The sequence below is a fragment of the Streptomyces sp. V4I23 genome, from assembly GCF_030817975.1.
In the GTDB taxonomy this organism is placed as follows: Bacteria; Actinomycetota; Actinomycetes; order Streptomycetales; family Streptomycetaceae; genus Streptomyces.
In genome coordinates this window covers 2473611-2493871 of record NZ_JAUSZW010000004.1, presented here as the reverse complement: position 1 = coordinate 2493871, position 20261 = coordinate 2473611, and the positions used below count along the sequence as shown (strand labels likewise).

Sequence of the window (20261 nt, the reverse complement as noted above, 5' to 3'; positions counted from 1 at the left end):
TGAAGCATGGACGCTGACGCGATCGAGGAAGGCCGCCGACGCTGGCAGGCCCGTTACGACAAGGCCCGCAAGCGGGACGCCGACTTCACCACGCTCTCCGGGGACCCGGTCGAGCCGGTCTACGGGCCACGGCCCGGGGACACCTACGAAGGATTCGAGCGCATCGGCTGGCCCGGTGAGTACCCCTTCACCCGCGGGCTGCACCCCACCGGCTACCGGGGCCGCACCTGGACCATCCGCCAGTTCGCCGGCTTCGGGAACGCCGAGCAGACCAACGAGCGCTACAAGATGATCCTGGCCGCCGGCGGCGGCGGGCTCTCCGTCGCCTTCGACATGCCGACGCTGATGGGCCGCGACTCCGACGACCCGCGCTCGCTCGGCGAGGTCGGCCACTGCGGTGTGGCCATCGACTCGGCCTCCGACATGGAGGTCCTGTTCAAGGACATCCCCCTCGGCGACGTGACGACGTCGATGACGATCTCCGGCCCGGCCGTCCCGGTCTTCTGCATGTACCTGGTCGCCGCCGAACGCCAGGGCGTCGACCCGGCCGTGCTCAACGGCACCCTGCAGACGGACATCTTCAAGGAGTACATCGCGCAGAAGGAGTGGCTGTTCCAGCCCGAGCCCCATCTGCGCCTGATCGGCGACCTGATGGAGCACTGCGCGCAGGGCATCCCCGCCTACAAGCCGCTGTCCGTCTCCGGCTACCACATCCGCGAGGCCGGCGCGACGGCCGCCCAGGAGCTCGCGTACACCCTCGCCGACGGCTTCGGCTACGTCGAGCTCGGGCTGTCCCGCGGTCTGGACGTGGACACCTTCGCGCCCGGCCTGTCCTTCTTCTTCGACGCGCACCTCGACTTCTTCGAGGAGATCGCCAAGTTCCGTGCCGCGCGCCGGATCTGGGCCCGCTGGATGAAGGAGGTGTACGGAGCGAAGACGGACAAGGCGCAGTGGCTGCGGTTCCACACCCAGACCGCCGGCGTCTCGCTCACCGCCCAGCAGCCGTACAACAACGTGGTGCGCACCGCCGTCGAGGCCCTGTCCGCCGTCCTCGGCGGCACCAACTCGCTGCACACCAACGCCCTCGACGAGACCCTCGCGCTGCCCTCCGAGCAGGCCGCCGAGATCGCGCTGCGCACCCAGCAGGTGCTCATGGAGGAGACCGGCGTCGCCAATGTCGCGGACCCGCTGGGCGGTTCGTGGTACGTCGAGCAGCTCACCGACCGGATCGAGGCCGACGCCGAGAAGATCTTCGAGCAGATCAGGGAGCGCGGACTGCGCGCCCACCCGGACGGCAAGCACCCCATCGGCCCGATGACGTCCGGCATCCTGCGCGGGATCGAGGACGGCTGGTTCACCGGCGAGATCGCCGAGTCCGCCTTCCGCTACCAGCAGGCGCTGGAGAAGGGCGAGAAGAAGGTCGTCGGCGTCAACACCGCCACCGGCTCGGTCACGGGCGACCTGGAGATCCTCCGGGTGAGCCACGAGGTCGAGTGGGAGCAGGTCCGCGTGCTCGGCGAGCGCAAGGGCCGGCGCGACGACGCGGCGGTGCGGGCCGCGCTGGACGCGATGCTCGTCGCCGCGCGCGACGGCTCCAACATGATCGGCCCGATGCTCGACGCCGTCCGCGCGGAGGCGACTCTCGGCGAGATCTGCGGGGTGCTGCGCGACGAGTGGGGCGTCTACACGGAGCCGCCGGGCTTCTGACGGCCGGCTCCCGCCGCATGCACCGGCCGGGGCCGGGTACCGGCTCCGGCCGCCCGGCCTCGGGCGGGTGGGTCAACGGTCACCTGACCTCGGGCCGGCCCGGTCGCGGGTCACCCGGTCCTCGGACCAGCGGGGCCGGAGGTGCCCCCGGCCGGCGGGGCAGCCGGGAGGCCCGGGCATCCGGTCACGCGGCCGTCAGGCCGAGAGCGCGCCGAGGCCGGAGACCAGCAGGGAGGTGAACCGGCGCGCCCACTCCTCGTCCACCGGCTCCGCGCTCACCAGCGCCCGGTGGACCACGGCGCCCGCCACCACGTCGAAGATCAGGTCCGTGGCGCGGGCCTCCGCCTCGGGGTCGTCGTCGTACGGAAGCTCGCCGCGGGCCTGTGCGCGTTCTCGGCCCTCCACCACCAGCCGCTTCTGCCGCTCGACGATCGCCTCGCGGATCCGGCCGCGCAGCGCGTCGTCGCACGTGGACTCCGCGACGACGCCCATGAGCGCGGTCTTGGTCTCCGGCTGGGCGAGCAGGTTCCCGAACTGGAGGACCACACCCTCCACATCGGCGGCGAGGCTGCCCCGGTCGGGGAGTTCGAGTTCGTCGAAGAGCACGGCGACGGCGTCGACCACGAGCTCGTTCTTGTTGGTCCAGCGGCGGTAGAGCGTGGTCTTGGCGACTTTGGCCCGGGAGGCCACATCCCCCATCGTCAGCCTCGACCAGCCGAGCTGGACGAGCGCGGCACGGGTCGCGGCCAGGATCGCGGCGTCGGTCTCGGCGCTGCGGGGCCGTCCCGTACGACCCTTACGCACGGGTTCGGGGTGGGCGGTGCTGGGCATGCCCGAGACCATACCGGCCGGTAAGCAGATTGCTGTGAGGCAGTTCACCGGGGAAATCTCACACGCGTCGAACAGGATGCAGATACGCTACGACCCGTAGCGAAAGCCTGGTCCCAGCGGCCGGGCCCGGAGCGACGACCACAGGCGCCGAGGTGGGGACCCGGTGCCGTTCCGGCTGATCGTAGGGCCGGTTTTTCACATGTGCGCGCGGAAGGGGGAGGATGTAGCCATGCAGCCTAGGAACATGTCCATGAGCGGCGTCGTCGACCTCGCCGCGGTGAAGGCGGCCGGAGAGGCCAAGGCGAAGGCGGAGCAGGCCCGCGCGGAGTCCGCCCGGCAGGGTGGCGGCGGTGCCGTGTCGCCCGCCGCGCTGGTGATCGACACCGACGAGGCGCGCTTCGAGCGCGACGTCCTGCAGCGTTCCACCGAGGTCCCGGTCGTCATCGACTTCTGGGCCGAGTGGTGTGAGCCGTGCAAGCAGCTCAGCCCGCTCCTGGACCGCCTCGCGAAGGAGTACAACGGCCGGTTCGTTCTCGCCAAGATCGACGTCGACGCCAACCAGATGCTGATGCAGCAGTTCGGTGTCCAGGGCATCCCGGCGGTCTTCGCCGTGGTGGCGGGCCAGGCGCTGCCCCTCTTCCAGGGCGCGGCCCCCGAGGCGCAGATCCGCCAGACGCTGGACCAGCTGATCCAGGTGGCCGAGGAGCGCTTCGGGCTCACCGGCATCACCGTGGACCCGGACGCGTCGGGTGAGGCGGCCGAGGCCCCCGTTCCGGCGGGCCCGTACGACGCGCTGTTGAGCGCGGCCATGGACGCGCTCGACGCCGGCGACTTCGGCGGCGCGATCCAGGCGTACAAGAACGTGCTGGCGGACGACCCGGCCAACAGCGAGGCCAAGCTGGGCCTCGCCCAGGCCGAACTGCTCGGCCGCGTACGGGACATGGACCCGCAGAAGGTCCGCCGGGACGCCGCCGACAACCCGGGCGACGTGCAGGCCCAGATCGCCGCGGCCGACCTCGACCTGGTCGGCGGTCACGTGGAGGACGCCTTCGGCCGGCTCGTGGAGGCCGTGCGGCGCACGGCCGGTGCGGACCGCGACGCGGCGCGGGTGCGGCTGCTCGAACTCTTCGAGGTGGTCGGTCCCGAGGACCCGCGGGTGACGGCGTCGCGTCAGGCGCTGGCACGGGTGCTCTTCTGACCGCACGTTGACAGACCTTCTGACAACGGCGCCCGAATGCGCCCTGTCTGAAGGGTTTTGCGGCGGTGGTGCCGGGCGCGGCACCACCGCCGATTTGGCGACACAGTGACAAAACGCAGCCGCGCTTTACCAAAACTTGGCAATGGGAACGGCTGTTACTCCGAGTACAACAGCCCGCTGGTTCTGTCCGTTTATTGACGGCAATCTCCCCTCTGCTCCCTCGCCGGGTGGCACCCTGTGTGCTCGGTCGACGCCGCGCGGTCGTGACGTGGTTATCAGGCCGTTACTAGTGAGTAACGAACCCCCTTGTATCCGCGCTTGGAATGGACCACGATCGGCGACGCTCGGTCCAATACCGCACCCGCCCGGCTTCCAGCCGTGCCGCGGTCCGTTGGGTCCCCACCGGGCCGGTCGGCGGCAGTGGCGCCGGCCGCGGACAGGGGGGTTCCTGCTGACCGGCAGGGCCTGTCCGACCGGTTGCGCGAGAGTGCGGCCAGTGGTTGTCGCTCGGGGGTGATCGCCGGTGTTTCGGACGCAGCAGCGCCTGAAAGTACAGGCGCTCTCCTTCCCGAGGACGTAGCACTTCTCCCATCCCAGGACGGGCCCGAGGGCCCGGACCGGAGATGTACGTCCGAGAAGGAGGAAAGTCATGGAGTCTGTGGCTCGTGGCGGAACCAGATGGAAGCGGTTCGCCCTGGTCATGGTGCCGAGTGTGGCCGCGACGGCCGCGATAGGCATCGGCCTGGCACAGGGCGCGCTCGCCGCGTCGTTCGCTGTGTCCGGCCAGGAGTTCAAGGTCAAGGCCGGATACCTCGACGGCACTGGGTTCGCCCAGTACGGCGGCGTCGACATGGGGTACAAGGACCTCAAGGGTGACGAGAAGGTCGCGCGTCCCGTCGCGATCTCGACCTTCAAGAACGCCACGATCGAGGACATGTGCCAGTCGGTCGTCACCGACGTGCCGTTCGTCGGCAAGGTCACGCTCAGGCTGAAGGCTGGCGAGGGCAAGGAACCGGTCCGGGCAGAGAACCTCTACCTGGACGTGTCCGAACTGGACGCGAATGCCAAGTTCACGAACATCGACATCGGTGTCGCGGCCAAGGACACGGACAACCCCGGCGTGGGCAAGGGCCCCGCGATCAAGGACAAGTCGATCCTTGAGAACGGATTCGCCCAGCAGGCCGAACGCGCCCAGTTGACGGGCGTCAAGCAGAAGGCGTGGGCGACGACTGCCGGCACTTTCGAACTGAGCGGTCTGAGCATGCGCCTGCACAAGGGCGACGGGCCCAAGGTCGAGTGCTACTGACGGTGATCCCGTCCGGGCGGGCGGGTGAAACTCTGGCAGCTTCGCCCGCCCGCCACTCTCTTCACACAGCAACGCCAGTACCAGGGAGCTGTTTTCCATGAGCGCCGAGTCTGCAGTGTCACAGGGGCGGGACGAGCACGTCATCCGCGTCATTCGGCGGAACTTCCGTAGCTGGCGGGGGCAACGGCCGTTTTGGGCAGGTCTGTTCACCATTCTCGGCGGATTCCCGATCGCCTACTTCCCTTACGCGAGCCTCAAGCTCGGCCACATGACGCTCTCGATGGCAACGACGGCGGGTGCCGGCTCTCTGATCATCGGCGTACTGCTCGTCACGCTCGGCCTGACGATGTGGTTCCACCACATCGTGCGGGTATTCGCAGGTGTCGCCACGATTCTCCTGGCGCTGATCTCGATCCCGATCGCCAATTTGGGCGGGTTCGTTATCGGCTTCCTGTTCTCGCTCATCGGCGGTGCACTCTCACTGTCGTGGGTGCCGGGCAAGCCCACGAATGTCCTGGCCGAAGAAGCGCCGACCTCGGTGAGTGAACCGGAGACCCTCGCCGTACCGGAGCAGTGGGACGGCTACGGCGCGGACCGCCACGAGACAACCATCGAAGGCAACGGCGGGAGGAACAGTGCCGGGTGACGTGACACCACCGCTGACCGCGGGCGCGGGCGGCGACGGTTCGCGCGAGAGGAAAGGGCCGCGGCACGCCGCCCCCAAGAAGTCGCTGCTGACCAGGATGCAGCTGCCCGCGAGCAAGGCCATAGCCCTGGCCGCGATGCCCACCGCCGTGTTCGTGGGCATTGGCCTCACCCCCAAGCTGGCGCTCGCCGACGACAAGGACATCCCGTTCGCTCCCGGTCCGTGCGTGACCCGCTCGGACGAGCCGGCGGAGTCCGAGTCCCCGTCGCCCTCCGAGTCGGCGAAGCCGTCAGAGACGCCGTCGCCTTCCGACAGCGCGAAGCCGGAGCCGACGCCGAGCGACACGTCCCTCACGGACGTCCTGAAGCCGAAGCCGTCCGAGAGCCCGTCCGCGGACACGGCCGACAAGACCGCGGAGGCCGCGTCACCGGAGCCGGCTCCGAGCGAGACCAGGAACCCGCTGGACCCGCTGGGCGTGGGCGACGCGCTCAAGGACCTGTTCGACGGCCCCGACAAGGAGCCGGAGACCAGCCCGACGCCGACGCCGAGCGAGAGCGCGAGCACCGAGCCGGCCGACGAGCCCTCCGAGACGCCGTCCGAGAAGCCGTCCGAGACGCCGACGGAGAAGCCCGCCGATGCCGTGGGCGACGTGGTGGACGACACGGTCGACACGTCCAAGGAAGCGATCAAGGACGCCGCCGACAAGGTGGGCGCGACGGTCGAGGAGCTGGACGAGGACGTCAAGGGGCTCGACCCGAAGGCGGACGAGGACATCCCGGACGGCGCCAAGCCGCGCTTCCCGTGCCCGACCCCGGACCCGGAGGCGCTCGCCGCCGCGGAACTGGAACCGGGCCGCCCGCTGCTCCCGGACGAGCCGTGGATCCTGGAGAGCACCCGGCTCACCCTGAACGGCCTGGACTACCACGGCATCGTCGAGGTCAAGACGGGCAGCGGAAAGATCAAGAAGGTCCTGAAGTTCACGGCGACGGGCGTTGACATCAAGGACCTGCACCAGCTGGTGCAAGGCCCGAACGGCACGATCGCGCACGTCGAGGCCGACAAGGGCTCCACCTCGACGATCCGCGACGGCGAGGTCACGATGTACACCGAGGAGCTGAAGGGCAACCTCTTCGGCCTCATCCCGGTGACGTTCAGCCCGGAGACACCGCCGCCGCTGAATGTCCCGTTCGCCGTCTTCACCGACGTGAAGGTCACGCAGGCCGGCCAGTTCGGCGGCACGCTGACGGTTCCCGGACTGCACAACTACTTCACGGGCTCGTAGAGCGACCCGAGAGGACCGGAACCACCGGGAGCCGCGAAAAGAACTGCGGGCCGCACCCCTTCGGGGGGTGCGGCCCGCAGTCATGTGGTGTCAGGACTTCGACTGACCGCCCAGGTGGTGCACCCGGACCATGTTCGTCGTGCCCGGGACGCCCGGAGGGGAGCCCGCGGTGATGATCATGGTGTCGCCCTCGTTGTAGCGCTGGAGCTTCAGCAGTGCCGCGTCCACCAGGTCCACCATCGCGTCCGTCGTCTCCACGAACGGTGCCAGGAAGGACTCCACGCCCCAGCTCAGCGACAGCTGGTTGCGGGTGGACTCGTCCGTCGTGAAGGCCAGGATCGGCTGGGACGCGCGGTAGCGGGACAGACGGCGGGCCGTGTCGCCGGACTTGGTGAAGGCCACCAGCGCCTTGCCGTCCAGGAAGTCCGCGATCTCGCAGGCCGCGCGGGCCACCGAACCGCCCTGGGTGCGCGGCTTCTTGCCCGGGACCAGCGGCTGGAGGCCCTTGGAGATCAGCTCCTCCTCCGCGGCAACGACGATCTTCGACATCGTCCGGACCGTCTCGATCGGGTACGCGCCGACCGAGGACTCCGCGGAGAGCATGACCGCGTCCGCGCCGTCCAGGATCGCGTTGGCGACGTCGGACGCCTCGGCCCGGGTGGGACGGGAGTTGGTGATCATCGACTCCATCATCTGGGTCGCCACGATCACCGGCTTGGCGTTGCGGCGGCACATCTCGATGAGCCGCTTCTGCACCATCGGCACCCGCTCGAGGGGGTACTCGACGGCCAGGTCGCCGCGCGCCACCATCACGCCGTCGAACGCCATCACGACGTCCTGCATGTTGGCGACGGCCTGCGGCTTCTCCACCTTGGCGATGACCGGGACCCGGCGGCCCTCCTCGTCCATCACCTTGTGGACGTCCTTGACGTCGCTCGCGTCGCGGACGAACGAGAGCGCCACCAGGTCGCAGCCCATGCGGAGCGCGAAGCGCAGGTCCTCGACGTCCTTCTCGGACAGGGCGGGGACGTTGACCGCCGCGCCGGGCAGGTTGATGCCCTTGTGGTCGGAGATCACGCCGCCCTCGACGACGATCGTCTTGACCCGCTGCCCGTCGACCTCGACGACGCGCAGCTCGACGTTGCCGTCGTTGATCAGGACCTGGTCGCCCTTGGAGACGTCTCCGGGCAGGCCCTTGTACGTGGTACCGCAGATCGACTTGTCGCCGGGGACGTCCTCGGTGGTGATGGTGAACTCGTCGCCGCGGACCAGCTCGACCGGTCCCTCGGCGAAGGTTTCCAGGCGGATCTTGGGACCCTGGAGGTCGGCCAGCACGCCGACGGCGTGCCCCGTCTCCTCGCACGCCTGACGCAGGCGGTGATACCGCTCCTCGTGCTCAGCGTGGGTCCCGTGGCTCATGTTGAAACGGGCCACGTTCATGCCGGCCTCGATGAGCGCTTTCAGCTGCTCGTAGGAGTCGACGGCGGGGCCCAGTGTGCAGACGATTTTGGAACGGCGCATAAGGCGGATCCTATCGGTTTGTTTCCCTGCGGAATATTCCGGCTGGTGGAATGTACAAATGGGCGCCATGCCGCTCAGGCGTTCACCCTTTCCCGCACCAGTTCGAAGGTCTGTCGGGCGATCTCCAGCTCCTCGTCGGTCGGGACCACGGCCACCGCGACCCGTGCGCCGTGCGGCGAGATCAGCCGCGCCTCGTCCGAGCGCACGGCGTTCAGCCCGGCGTCCACCGCGAGGCCCAGCTGCTCCAGGCCGGCGATCGCAGCCTCCCGCACCGGCGCGGCGTTCTCACCGACGCCGGCCGTGAAAGCGACCGCGTCCACCCGGCCGAGTACCGCGTAGTACGCCCCTATGTACTTCTTCAGCCGGTGGACGTAAATGTCGAACGCCAGCTTCGCCCGCTCGTCGCCCGCGTCGACACGGCGGCGGATCTCCCGCATGTCGTTGTCCCCGCAAAGGCCCACCAGGCCGCTCTTCTTGTTGAGCAGGACGTCGATCTCGTCGGCCGACATTCCCGCCACCCGCATGAGGTGGAACGTCACCGCCGGGTCGATGTCCCCGGAGCGCGTACCCATCACGAGCCCTTCCAAGGGGGTCAGCCCCATCGAGGTGTCCACGCAGCGGCCGCCCGCCACCGCGGAGGCGGACGCGCCGTTGCCGAGGTGCAGCACGATGACGTTCACCTCGGACGGGTCCTTGCCCAGCAGCGCCGCCGTCGCCCGCGACACGTACGCGTGCGAGGTGCCGTGGAAGCCGTAGCGGCGGATGCGGTGGGCGTCGGCCGTCTCGACGTCGATGGCGTACCGGGCGGCCGGCTCGGGCATCGTCGTGTGGAACGCGGTGTCGAACACCGCGACCTGCGGCAGGTCGGGCCGCAGCGCCTGCGCGGTACGGATGCCGGTGATGTTCGCCGGGTTGTGCAGCGGGGCGACCGGGACCAGGCGCCCGATCTCCGCCATCACCTCGTCCGTGATCACGGTCGGCTCGGTGAACCGCAGGCCGCCGTGCACCACCCGGTGGCCGATCGCCGCCAGCTCGGGGGAGTCCAGGCCGAGGCCGTCGTGCGCCAGCTCGTCGGCGACCGCCTTCAGCGCGGCCGAGTGGTCGGCGATCGCGCCCGTGCGCTCCCGCTTCTCGCCGCCGGCCAGGGGGGTGTGCACCAGGCGCGAGGTGGACTCGCCGATCCGCTCGACCAGGCCGACCGCCAGCCGGGTGCTGTCGCGCATGTCCAGCAGCTGGTACTTCACCGACGACGAGCCGGAGTTGAGGACGAGAACGCGGGTCGCGGTGCGGGTCATGCGGGAAGCTCCTGAGCCTTCGACGGGTCCTGGGACTGGATCGCGGTGATCGCGACCGTGTTGACGATGTCGCTGACGAGCGCGCCGCGTGACAGGTCGTTGACCGGCTTGCGCAGACCCTGCAGCACCGGGCCGACCGCCACGGCGCCGGCCGAGCGCTGGACGGCCTTGTACGTGTTGTTGCCCGTGTTCAGGTCGGGGAAGATCAGGACCGTCGCCTGCCCCGCCACCTCCGAGTCGGGCAGCTTCGTCGCCGCGACGGACGGCTCGACCGCCGCGTCGTACTGGATCGGGCCCTCGATCCGCAGGTCGGGCCGGGACTCCCGGACCAGCTTGGTCGCCTCGCGGACCTTGTCCACGTCCGCGCCCGTGCCCGACGTGCCCGTGGAGTACGACAGCATCGCGATGCGCGGCTCCACGCCGAAGCGGGCGGCCGTCGCCGCCGACTGGATCGCGATGTCCGCGAGCTGCTCGGCGTCCGGATCGGGGTTGACCGCGCAGTCGCCGTACACGAGCACCCGGTCGGCCAGGCACATGAAGAACACGGACGAGACGATCGACGCTTCGGGCTTGGTCTTGATGATCTCGAAGGCCGGGCGGATCGTCGCCGCGGTGGAGTGGACCGAACCCGACACCATGCCGTCGGCGAGGCCCTCGTCGACCATGAGCGTGCCGAAGTAGTTGACGTCCGCGACCACGTCGTACGCCAGCTCCACCGTCACGCCCTTGTGGGCGCGCAGCGCCGCGTACTGCTCGGCGAAGGTCTGGCGCAGCTCCGAGGTCTGCGGGTCGATCAGCTGGGCCGGCGCGAGGTCGATGCCGAGGTCGGCGGCCTTCTTGCGGATCTGCTCGGTGTCGCCGAGCAGCGTCAGGTCGCACACGTCGCGGCGGATCAGCACGTCGGCGGCGCGCAGCACCCGCTCCTCCGTGCCCTCGGGCAGTACGACGCGGCGGCGGTCGGCACGGGCCTGCTCCAGCAGCTCGTGCTCGAACATCATCGGCGTCACCCGGCCGCTGCGCGCGACCGCGAGCCGGGCCAGCAGGTCCGCCGTGTCCGCGTGGCGCTCGAACAGGCCCAGCGCGGTCTCCGCCTTGCGGGGCGTGGCGGCGCTCAACTTGCCCTCGAGAGCGAACAGTTCGCCGGCCGTCGGGAAGCTGTTGCCCGCGACCGACACCACCGGCGTGCCGGGGGCGAGGCGGGAGGCGAGGGTGAGGATCTCCTCGCTCGGGCGCTCGTTCAGGGTCAGCAGCACGCCGGCGATGGGCGGGGTGCCCGCGGAGTGGGCGGCGAGCGCGCCCACCACCAGGTCGGCGCGGTCGCCCGGCGTGACCACCATGCAGCCGGGCGTCAGGGCGCCGAGGAAGTTCGGCAGCATCGCGCCGCCGAAGACGAAGTCCAGGGCGTCGCGCGCGAGGCCGGCGTCGTCGCCGAGCAGCACGGTGCCGCCGAGGGCGTGCGTGATCTGGGAGACCGTGGGGGCGGCGAGCGCGGGCTCGTCGGGCAGCACGTAGCAGGGGACCGGGAGGCGCGCGGCGAGCCGCTCGGCTATCGCGGCGCGGTCGCCGGGCACGACCCGGTTCGCGACCATGGCGAGGACGTTGCAGCCCAGGCCCTCGTAGGCGCGGTAGGCGTTGCGTGTCTCCGCCCGTACGGACTCCGGGGTCTGGCCCTTGCCGCCGACCACGGCGATCACCGAGGCGCCGAACTCGTTCGCCAGCCGTGCGTTGAGCGCCAGCTCGTCCGGGAGCTGGGTGCCCGCGTAGTCCGTGCCGAGGACCAGGACCACCTCGTAGTCCCTGGCCACCCGCAGGAAGCGCTCGACCAGGGCGGAGACCAGCTCGTCGGTGCCCTTCTCGGCCTGCAGCGCCGCCGCCTCGTGGTAGTCGATGCCGTACACCGACGCCGGGTCCTGGGAGAGCCGGTAGCGCGCCCGCAGCAGCTCGAAGAGCCGGTCGGGGCCGTCGTGGACGAGCGGGCGGAAGACGCCGACCCGGTCCACCTGGCGGGTCAGGAGCTCCATGACCCCCAGCTCGACCACCTGCCGTCCGTCTCCGCGGTCGATCCCGGTCACGTACACGCTGCGCGTCACGCGTGCTCTCCCGTCCATAGCGTCGTTCCGGTACGTCGTTCCGGCCGTGCCGCGGGCGGCCGACCGGATGCGGGCGTGCAGAAAAACCGCCCGGGGCGGCATTGCCCTCTTGACAATACCCCTGAGGATGGATAGAGCGCCCGTCGGGCACCGTACGGCCCGGCCTCCGGGGGCGGCTGGGAGCGCGCGGGCGGTTCGGGCACCGTGGGACAATCGGACCGGGCTCACACGTACCACGACGAGCAGGAGACACGGCACGATGCGTATCGGAGTTCTCACCGCAGGCGGCGACTGTCCTGGCCTGAACGCAGTGATCCGGTCGGTCGTGCACCGCGCCCTGACCGGCCACGGCGACGAGGTCATCGGCTTCGAGGACGGCTTCCGTGGTCTGCTCGACGGCCACTACCGCCCCCTCGATCTCAATGCGGTGGGCGGCATCCTCGCCCGCGGCGGCACCATCCTCGGCTCCACCCGCCTGGAACGCGGCCGCCTGCGCGAAGCCGCCGAGAACGCGGCCGACTTGGCGAAGCAGTACGGCATCGACGCGCTCATCCCCATCGGCGGCGAGGGCACGCTCACCGCGTCCCGCCTGCTGTCGGATGCCGGGATGCCCGTCGTGGGCGTCCCCAAGACGATCGACAACGACATCTCGTCCACCGACCGCACCTTCGGCTTCGACACCGCCGTCATGGTCGCCACCGAGGCCATCGACCGCCTCAAGACGACGGCCGAGTCGCACCAGCGCGTGATGGTCGTCGAGGTCATGGGCCGGCACGCGGGCTGGATCGCCCTGGAGTCGGGCATGGCGGGCGGTGCGCACGGCATCTGCCTGCCCGAGCGGCCCTTCGAGGTCGACGACCTGGTGAAGATGGTGGAGGAGCGCTTCGCGCGCGGCAAGAAGTTCGCGGTCGTCTGCGTCGCCGAGGGCGCGCATCCCGCCGAGGGGTCGATGGAGTACGCCAAGGGCGAGATCGACCAGTTCGGTCATGAGCGCTTCCAGGGCATCGGCAACCGGCTGGCCGCGGAGCTGGAGCGGCGCCTGGGCAAGGAGGCCAAGCCGGTCATCCTGGGCCATGTGCAGCGCGGCGGCACACCGACCGCGTACGACCGGGTCCTCGCCACCCGCTTCGGCTGGCACGCGGTGGAGGCGGCGCACCGTGGCGACTTCGGCAAGATGACGGCGCTGCGCGGCACGGACGTGGTGATGGTGCCGCTGGCCGACGCGGTCACGCGGCTGAAGACCGTGCCGGAGGACCGGGTGTTCGAGGCGGAGTCCGTCTTCTGAGCGGTCCGCCCCCGCTGTTCTCCGACGAGCGGCCCCGAACGTCCTTCCGCGGACGCTCGGGGCCGCTCGTGCTTCCCCCGTGATTCCCCCGTTTCCCCCGTGATCCCCCGTGCTTCCCCCGTACGCCCCGGGTGGCCCGCGCGGTCGGCGCGGAATCCGGTTGGCGCAGATCACTCTTGAGTTCCGCGGCCCTCGTCGCAAGGCTGTTTCCTGTCCGGGACATGTCCCACCCTGTCCCAGCTGGTGAGTCGGCAGAAGGAGAGCGGATGGCGGGGACCAGGAGCGGTGCTCCGGATCCGGAACGGGCCACCGACGCGGCCGAGTTCGTGGCCGCTCTGCAGGCGCTGAAGGACTGGTCGGGGCTGACGTATCGCGAACTGACGTCCCGCGCCGACGCGGTGGGCGACGTACTGCCGCGCTCCACACTCGCCAACATGCTCGGCCGCGCCACGGTGCCGCGCGAGGAGCTGGTCGCCGCCTTCGTGCGGGCGTGCGGGTGCGGCCCGGGCGACGTGGACACCTGGCTGCGGGTGCGCAAGGAGCTGGCCCGCGGGGAGCGGCAGGCCTCGGAGACAACGGACGCCGCCCCGCCCGCCTCCGACGCGGCGGGCCGCGAGGCCGTGGGCGGGGCCGCCCAGGCACCCGACAGCGCACCCGCCGCGCCCGAGTCGGCATCCGGCCCCTCCGCGCCCCGGCCGCGCCGCCGGGCACGGCTCCTGCTGCCCGTCGCCGGGTTCCTGGTCGCGGCAGCGGCGGTGGCCGCGGCCGTCGTGCTTCCCGGTGACGGCGACGGCGACGAGGAGGGACGCGGTCAGGGGCGGGGGAACGGCCGGCCCGTCGCCGCCGCGTCCGGGCCTGGGCCCGCGCCCGCTCCCGGGGCCGTGACGATCCGAGCCGTGCACTCGGGTCTCTGCCTCGCCGAGGACGGTGGCCAGAACGGCCAGTTGTACCAGCGCGCCTGCGCACCGGACTCGGTCCCGCGCTTCTCGCTCAAGCGGATCGAGGGCGGCTGGCGGCTGGTGACGTTCCACCAGGAGTTCGGTGAAGGCTGCACGGGCGTGCAGGACAAGTCGGTGTGGGACGGCGCCCCCGTCGAGGACCAGGAGTGCGGCAAGCGCGGCCCGGCCGAGGCGTTCCGTCTGGAGCCGGTCGGCAGCCCCGTCCGCGGATACCGGCTGCGGCCGCTCCACAGCGACCTGTGCGTCGGCGTGGAGGAGGGCACGAAGCGGGCGGGGGCGCCGCTGCGGCAGCTCGCCTGTGCCGCTGACGCGAAGGGCCAGCTCTTCGCCTTCGACCGCAGGTCCTCGACGACGACGGGGTGAGAGGCCGCCCACCGGCGCGCGCACGTTCCGCGTGCCGCGTGTTCCGCCTGACGCACGTTCCGGGTGAACCGCGCCTTCCCGCTGTCGCCGTCAATTCACCCAGAACGGGCTTGAGCAGCCCGTCGGCGGGCACCTCGGGCGGGCAAAACGGAAATCGCCGCTGACGCGATTCGGCATGTCGGGTATACGACAGCCGTTCATTTGTCTGACCACTGTCATTCGACCGCCGGTTGCTGGCAGTCTCGGCCGGGTTCCACCAGGCAGGCCGAACACCGCGCCCCCATCGCGCACTTCCTCCCCACGTCGTGCTCCGGGCCGCGGTACCGGTCTGCCCGCCAGCTCCTGACACCCCATCAGAGCGGCGCCACCCCCGCCGCTCACCCCCCACCGGGCCGCGGACCCCGCGCGGCTCCTTGCCGAGGAGACCTGAGTGACACGCAGCACCACCCGCAGGGCGACCACCCGAGCCGCGGTTCTCGTGGCGTCGGCCGCGATGGTCGTCGTCGGTATGCAGACCGGTTCGGCGACCGCCCAGGCGGACCGGGCCGACGACGCGACGGCCACCGCCCAGGCGCCCGCCGACCGCGTCTTCGCCCTCAAGGCGGCGCAGGCCGGGGCCGGCGCCGAGGCGCATGCCCTCGGTCTCGGTGACAAGGAGAAGCTTGTCGTCCGGGATGTCGTCGAGGACGCCGACGGCACTGTGCACACGCGGTACGAGCGCACGTACGCCGGACTGCCGGTCCTCGGCGGCGACCTCGTCGTCCACGAGAAGAAGAACGGCAAGCGCTCGGTCACCAAGGCGACCACAGCCCGCATATCCGTGCCCGGCACGGACGCGAAGGTCTCCGCGTCGGCCGCGGAGAAGTCCGCGCTGAAGGCCGCCGCGGCCGGGGACACCGACGAGGTCGCCGCCGAGGGCGCGTCGCGCAAGGTCGTCTGGGCGGCGTCCGGCAAGCCCGTACTGGCCTGGGAGACCGTCGTCACCGGCGTGCAGCACGACGGCACGCCGAGCGAGCGGCACGTCGTGACCGACGCGACCAGCGGAGCCGAGCTGTTCTCCTACGAGACGGTCCACACCGGCACCGGTACCGGCGACTACAACGGCACCGTCCCGCTGACCACCACGCCCAACGGCAGCACCTTCGACCTGAAGGACGGCCAGCGCGGCGGCCACCGCACCTTCGACCTCAACGGCGGCACCTCGGGCACCGGCACCCTGTTCAACGACGCCGACGACGTCTGGGGCGGCGGCCGGCAGAACGCCGCGGTCGACGCGCACTACGGCGCCGCGGTCACCTGGGACTACTACAAGAACGTGCACGGCCGCAGCGGCATCAGGAACGACGGGGTCGCCGCGTACTCCCGCGTCCACTACGGCAACGCGTATGTCAACGCCTTCTGGTCGGACTCCTGCTTCTGCATGACCTACGGCGACGGCGCGAACAACACCAAGCCGCTGACCTCCCTCGACGTCGCCGCCCACGAGATGACCCACGGCGTCACCTCCAACACCGCCAGGCTCGTCTACCGCGGCGAGTCGGGCGGCCTGAACGAGGCCACCTCCGACATCTTCGGCGCCGCCGCCGAGTTCGCCGCGTCGAACACCGCCGACGCGGGCGACTACCTCATCGGCGAGAAGATCGACATCCGCGGCAACGGCACCCCGCTGCGCTACATGGACAAGCCCAGCAAGGACGGCAACTCCAAGGACTACTGGTACCGGGGCATCAACCGGATCGACGTCCACTACTCGTCCGGCCCCGCCAACCACTTCTTCTACCTGCTGTCCGAGGGCAGCGGCGCCAAGACGATCAACGGCGTGAGCTACGACAGCCCGACCTACGACGGCAAGGCCGTCAGCGGCATCGGCCGCGACAAGGCCGAGCGGATCTGGTACAAGGCGCTCACCGCGTACATGACCTCCACGACGGACTACGCGGGCGCCCGCACCGCCACCCTGTCGGCCGCGACCGACCTGTACGGCGCGAGCAGCGCCGAGTACCAGGCAGTGAACGCAGCCTGGGCCGCGGTCAACGTCAAGTGACCACCCGCTGATCGAGCGGGGCGACACCGTCGCCCCGGGCCGTGCCGTACCGCCGCTCCACCGGCGGTGCGGCACGGCTTCGCGCGTCTTTGGCAAGGCGCCCGCAAAAAACTGTGGTTCCCCCCACCGCGCTCCGGCCGGGCCTCTGAGATCATCCCTTGCGCCGAACGCTAACGGGCCGAGGGGAGCTGACTGTCATGGCGGAGCGGGTAAGAGGCAAGGGCCGCGTCCTCCCGGTCGACGACCCCGTCGCGGAGGAGGTCTACGCCGAGCTCGCCCGGTCGCCCTGGCTGGAGATCGCGGAGCTGGCCGCCCTGACCTCCCTCACCGAGTACGAGACCCAGGAGGCGCTCGGCCGCCTGGTGGACATGGGGGCCGCGGAGCACGCCGCCGGGGTGCCGCTGAAGGTGGTCGTCCTGCCGCCGAGCGCGGTCGCCGCCGAGTGGGTGCGCCGGCTGGAGGACCAGGTGATCCAGTCGCACCAGGCCGTCGAGACGCTCACGCAGGAATACCTCGCCGCCCGTGGCGCGGGCAGCGCGTCGCGGATACGGGCCGTGTCCGCCGAGGAGATGCTGCACCTCTTCGAGACCGGCCAGGAGAACTGCCGCAGCAGCGTGCGGGGGATAGCGGCGCCGCCCTTCGCGGCGGTGATCGGCACCAACGACGAACGTCAGCTGCGGCGGATGAGCCAGGGCATTTCGTACCGGACGGTCTACGCGGCCGAGGCGCTGAACAACCCGGCCGCCCGCACGAGCATGCTCCACATGCTCGCGCACGGCGAGGAGGGGCGTTTCATCGCCAGGACCCCGATGAAACTCGTCGTCTTCGACGAGGATCTCGCCCTGGTGCCGGTGGTGTCGCGGACCCGGACCGCCGAGTCCCTGGTGATCGGCCGCTCCGACCTGCTCGACGGGTTCCTCAGCCTCTTCGAGACCGTCTGGGAGATGGCGATGCCGCTGGGTGTCGAGGGCACGGTCGACACCGATCTGGGCGACGACGAGCGGGAGTTGCTGTACCTGATGGCGGCGGGCTCGACCGATCTGCGCATCGCCCGCCACTTCGGTGTCTCGTCGCGCACGGTCGAACGCCGGATCAAGACGGTGCTCGAACGGCTGGGCGCCACGAGCCGGTTCCAGGCCGGTGCCCTGGCAGCCCGCCGCGGCTGGCTGTGACCCCCGCCCGCGCCGGCCGTGGTCAGCCGCCGGACAGGGCCCAGAAGTGGTCCACGATGCTCTCCAGGAAGTCACGGCCGGGCTCGCCCGTGTCCCTCGACGTCTCGCCCCAGCTCAAAGTCGCCATCATCCGGGACTGGTAGTCGGCGTGCAGCCGTTGGAGCACCGCCTCCAGATGGCCGCGGTCCAGCGGGAGCATCTTGCCGACCGGACGGACGTACGCCTGCCAGCGCGCGGTCACCGCGCTGCGCAGGAGCTCCGCCAGCTCCTCGTCGCGGCCCGTGGCAGCCAGCAGCGCGCGCGGGGTCAGACGCAGGGTCTCGGCGAGCGCGGCGGTCTGGCGCTCGTTGCCGCGCCAGCGGCCCGATTCCTCCATCCTCTGGTACACGGCCGTGTCGAGACCGACCCGGCGGGCGAGGTCGTCGGGCGCCATGCCGCGCGCGATGCGGTGCTCGCGCAGGGTCGTCGCGTCGGCGAGCAGTTCGCCGGGGGAGCACCACAGGACGCCCGCGAGGGCGGTCAGTTCACGGGTGCCGGGCGTCGCGAGCCCGCGTTCCCAGGCCATGACCGTGTCCGGCGAGACGTGGAGTCCGTACTGGGCCCGCAGTCCGTAGGCGACGTGACCGGGCGCCATCCCCAGGGCCTCGCGGAGTCGGCGCGCGGCGGGGGCGTTGAAGGGAGGGGAAGGGGTGTGCTGCACGGGCACAACGTACGGGGAAGCGTACGCCGGCGACTACGGTGCGTTCCCCTCAAGCTACATGTCGTAGGAATCTCCGAGCTGATCCACAGCGGTGGACGTACGCCGGAGCTACCGAAGGGTACCGGCGTGCCCGTGTGGCCCCGGGCCCGGCGTCACCCCTTGACCGCGCCGCCGAGGGCGAACCCGCCGCCGAGCCTGCGCGCGATCAGCACGTACAGCACCAGCACCGGCGCCGAGTACAGCAGTGAGAACGCCGCCAGCTGACCGTAGACCACGGAGCCGTAGTTGCCGAAGAACGTGAAGATCGAAACGGACGCGGGCAGTTGGTCGGGGGACAGGATCAGCATGAAGGGGACGAAGAAGTTCCCCCACAGCATGATGAACGTGTAGATCGTCACCACCGTCACGCCGGGCCCCATCAGCGGCAGCACCACCCGGGTCAGGGTCTGCAGGTGCGACGCGCCGTCCGTCCAGGCCGCCTCCTCCAGCACCACCGGCACGCCGTCCATGAAGTTCTTCATCAGCCAGATGGCGAAGGGGAGTTGGGACGCGGCGAGGAAGAGCGCCGTACCGTACGTCGTGTCGATCAGGTTCACCTGCACGAACAGCCCGTACACCGGGACCATGATCGCGGTGATCGGCAGGCACGTCGTGAAGAGGATCGTGAGCAGATACGGGCGGGTGAACCGCGAACGGTGCCGCGAGAGCGGATACGCGGCGAGCGCCGCGCACACCACCGACACCACGGTCGCCCCGCCGCACAGCACCAGGCTGTTGAGCATCGGCGTGAACGTGATCTCGTCCGTGAGCACCGCGTCGAAGTTCTCCGCCGTCGGCGACGCCGGAATGCGTACGCGCAGGTCGGCGTCCGCGTCCACCGACGCCAGCAGCAGCCACACCAGCGGCAGGGCGAACGCCGCCGCTGTCAGCAGCAGGGCGCCGTTCGCCGCGAGGCGGGCGCGGGTGGCACGGCGCATCACGGCCCGCATCACACCTCCACCTTCATCAGACGCAGGTACACCACCGAGAACAGCGACCCGACCAGCAGAAGCAGCAGCGCCACCGCCGTGCCGTAGCCGATCAGGGACTTCAGGAATGCCTGGTCGTACATGAACACCGGCAGCGTCTGGCTGCGGTTGCCCGGGCCGCCGCGGGTCATGGCCCAGATCAGACCGAAGACGGACAGTGTGGAGAGGGTGTTGAGCATCAGGTTGGTGCCGATGGAGCGGCGGATCATCGGCAGCGTGACGTGCCAGACGCGGCGCGGGCCGCTCGCCCCGTCGACCTCGGCCGCCTCCGTGATGTCACGCGGGATCTCGGCCAAGGCGGCGGAGTAGATCAGCATCGAGAAGGCGGTGCCCCGCCAGACGTTGGCGAACGACACGGCCAGGATCGGCAGTGTGAACAGCCAGTTCTGCGAGGGGAGCTGGAGCCAGTCCAGAATCGCGTTGAGCGTGCCCTCGCGCCGGAAGAAGGTGTACAGCAGGAACGCCGCGACGATCTCCGGCAGCACCCATGCCGTGATCACCAGAACGCCCGTGAGCGTGCGCACCGGACGCGACGCGACGCGCATCAGACCGGCCAGCGCCAGGCCCAGCGTGTTCTGGCCCACGATCGCCGAGACGAAGGTGAAGACGAGCGTGAGCCACACCGCGTTGCGGAAGTCGTCGTCGGCGAAGGCCCGCCGGAAGTTCGCGAGGCCCACGAAGTCCGCGCCCGACTGGCCCGTGAGCTGCGTGTTCGTGAAGGCGATCCACACGCAGTAGCCGATGGGGCCCGCGAGGAACAGGAGCAGGAGGACGGTGGCGGGGGCGAGCGGGGCCCACCGCCACCGTCCCGTCCGGGACGCGCTCACCGGCCGC

At 70.6% G+C, this 20261-nt stretch carries 16 protein-coding genes; 9 read left to right on the top strand and 7 right to left on the bottom strand.

What is annotated here, in order from left to right; genetic code table 11:
* Positions 1-6: 6 nt before the first annotated feature.
* Positions 7-1707, top strand: a complete 1701-nt coding sequence (locus QFZ82_RS13310) for a methylmalonyl-CoA mutase (RefSeq protein WP_307713376.1) — start codon at positions 7-9, stop codon at positions 1705-1707.
* 195 nt (positions 1708-1902) lie between these two features.
* Here QFZ82_RS13310 and QFZ82_RS13305 read toward each other — a convergent pair whose 3' ends face one another.
* A complete protein-coding gene (locus tag QFZ82_RS13305; protein WP_373429414.1) occupies positions 1903-2550 on the bottom strand; it encodes a TetR/AcrR family transcriptional regulator in 648 nt (215 codons plus the stop codon).
* A 217-nt stretch (positions 2551-2767) separates the two neighbouring features.
* On the opposite strand from QFZ82_RS13305, the gene QFZ82_RS13300 reads away from it, so the two are divergent.
* The 4 genes from QFZ82_RS13300 (at position 2768) to QFZ82_RS13285 (ending at position 6970) form a co-directional block, all read left to right on the top strand.
* Entirely contained in the window at positions 2768-3736 is a 969-nt protein-coding gene (locus tag QFZ82_RS13300) for a tetratricopeptide repeat protein (protein WP_307713374.1), read from the top strand.
* A 649-nt stretch (positions 3737-4385) separates the two neighbouring features.
* On the top strand, positions 4386-5042 hold the full coding sequence (locus QFZ82_RS13295) for a DUF6230 family protein (RefSeq protein WP_307713373.1): 657 nt from the start codon (positions 4386-4388) through the stop codon (positions 5040-5042).
* 97 nt (positions 5043-5139) lie between these two features.
* Positions 5140-5688, top strand: a complete 549-nt coding sequence (locus QFZ82_RS13290; protein ID WP_307713372.1) for a DUF6114 domain-containing protein — start codon at positions 5140-5142, stop codon at positions 5686-5688.
* Between the two features lies 1 nt (position 5689).
* Positions 5690-6970: a hypothetical protein gene (locus QFZ82_RS13285; RefSeq protein ID WP_307713371.1), complete on the top strand. Its 1281-nt coding sequence runs from the start codon at positions 5690-5692 to the stop codon at positions 6968-6970.
* A gap of 90 nt (positions 6971-7060) precedes the next feature.
* Here the strand turns inward: QFZ82_RS13285 and pyk are convergent, their stop codons facing one another.
* The 3 genes from pyk to pta all read right to left on the bottom strand — a co-directional run bounded on the left by pyk (position 7061) and on the right by pta (position 11876).
* Entirely contained in the window at positions 7061-8491 is a 1431-nt protein-coding gene (gene pyk, locus QFZ82_RS13280) for a pyruvate kinase (protein ID WP_307713370.1), read from the bottom strand.
* Positions 8492-8565: 74 nt separating this feature from the next.
* Entirely contained in the window at positions 8566-9786 is a 1221-nt protein-coding gene (locus QFZ82_RS13275; RefSeq protein WP_307713369.1) for an acetate kinase, read from the bottom strand.
* Positions 9783-11876, bottom strand: a complete 2094-nt coding sequence (pta, locus tag QFZ82_RS13270) for a phosphate acetyltransferase (RefSeq protein WP_307713368.1) — start codon at positions 11874-11876, stop codon at positions 9783-9785. The genes QFZ82_RS13275 and pta overlap by 4 nt, the downstream gene beginning before the upstream one ends.
* 259 nt (positions 11877-12135) lie before the next feature.
* On the opposite strand from pta, the gene QFZ82_RS13265 reads away from it, so the two are divergent.
* From QFZ82_RS13265 to QFZ82_RS13250, 4 genes are all read left to right on the top strand, one after another.
* Complete coding sequence (locus QFZ82_RS13265) at positions 12136-13161, top strand: ATP-dependent 6-phosphofructokinase (RefSeq protein WP_307713367.1); 1026 nt, start codon at positions 12136-12138, stop codon at positions 13159-13161.
* A 266-nt stretch (positions 13162-13427) separates the two neighbouring features.
* Complete coding sequence (locus QFZ82_RS13260) at positions 13428-14483, top strand: helix-turn-helix domain-containing protein (protein ID WP_307713366.1); 1056 nt, start codon at positions 13428-13430, stop codon at positions 14481-14483.
* 493 nt (positions 14484-14976) lie between these two features.
* Positions 14977-16527 carry a M4 family metallopeptidase gene (locus QFZ82_RS13255; RefSeq protein WP_307717707.1) on the top strand — a complete coding sequence of 517 codons (1551 nt, stop codon included), beginning with the start codon at positions 14977-14979 and terminating at the stop codon, positions 16525-16527.
* Between the two features lie 197 nt (positions 16528-16724).
* Positions 16725-17699, top strand: a complete 975-nt coding sequence (locus tag QFZ82_RS13250) for a helix-turn-helix transcriptional regulator (RefSeq protein ID WP_307713365.1) — start codon at positions 16725-16727, stop codon at positions 17697-17699.
* A 22-nt stretch (positions 17700-17721) separates the two neighbouring features.
* Here the strand turns inward: QFZ82_RS13250 and QFZ82_RS13245 are convergent, their stop codons facing one another.
* The 3 genes from QFZ82_RS13245 to QFZ82_RS13235 all read right to left on the bottom strand — a co-directional run bounded on the left by QFZ82_RS13245 (position 17722) and on the right by QFZ82_RS13235 (position 20254).
* Positions 17722-18333: a helix-turn-helix transcriptional regulator gene (locus QFZ82_RS13245; protein WP_307717706.1), complete on the bottom strand. Its 612-nt coding sequence runs from the start codon at positions 18331-18333 to the stop codon at positions 17722-17724.
* A 218-nt stretch (positions 18334-18551) separates the two neighbouring features.
* Positions 18552-19388, bottom strand: coding sequence for a carbohydrate ABC transporter permease (locus QFZ82_RS13240; protein WP_307713364.1), 837 nt, complete (start codon positions 19386-19388; stop codon positions 18552-18554).
* Entirely contained in the window at positions 19388-20254 is an 867-nt protein-coding gene (locus QFZ82_RS13235; RefSeq protein ID WP_307713363.1) for a carbohydrate ABC transporter permease, read from the bottom strand. Before QFZ82_RS13235 ends, QFZ82_RS13240 begins: the two co-directional genes overlap by 1 nt.
* Positions 20255-20261: the final 7 nt, after the last annotated feature.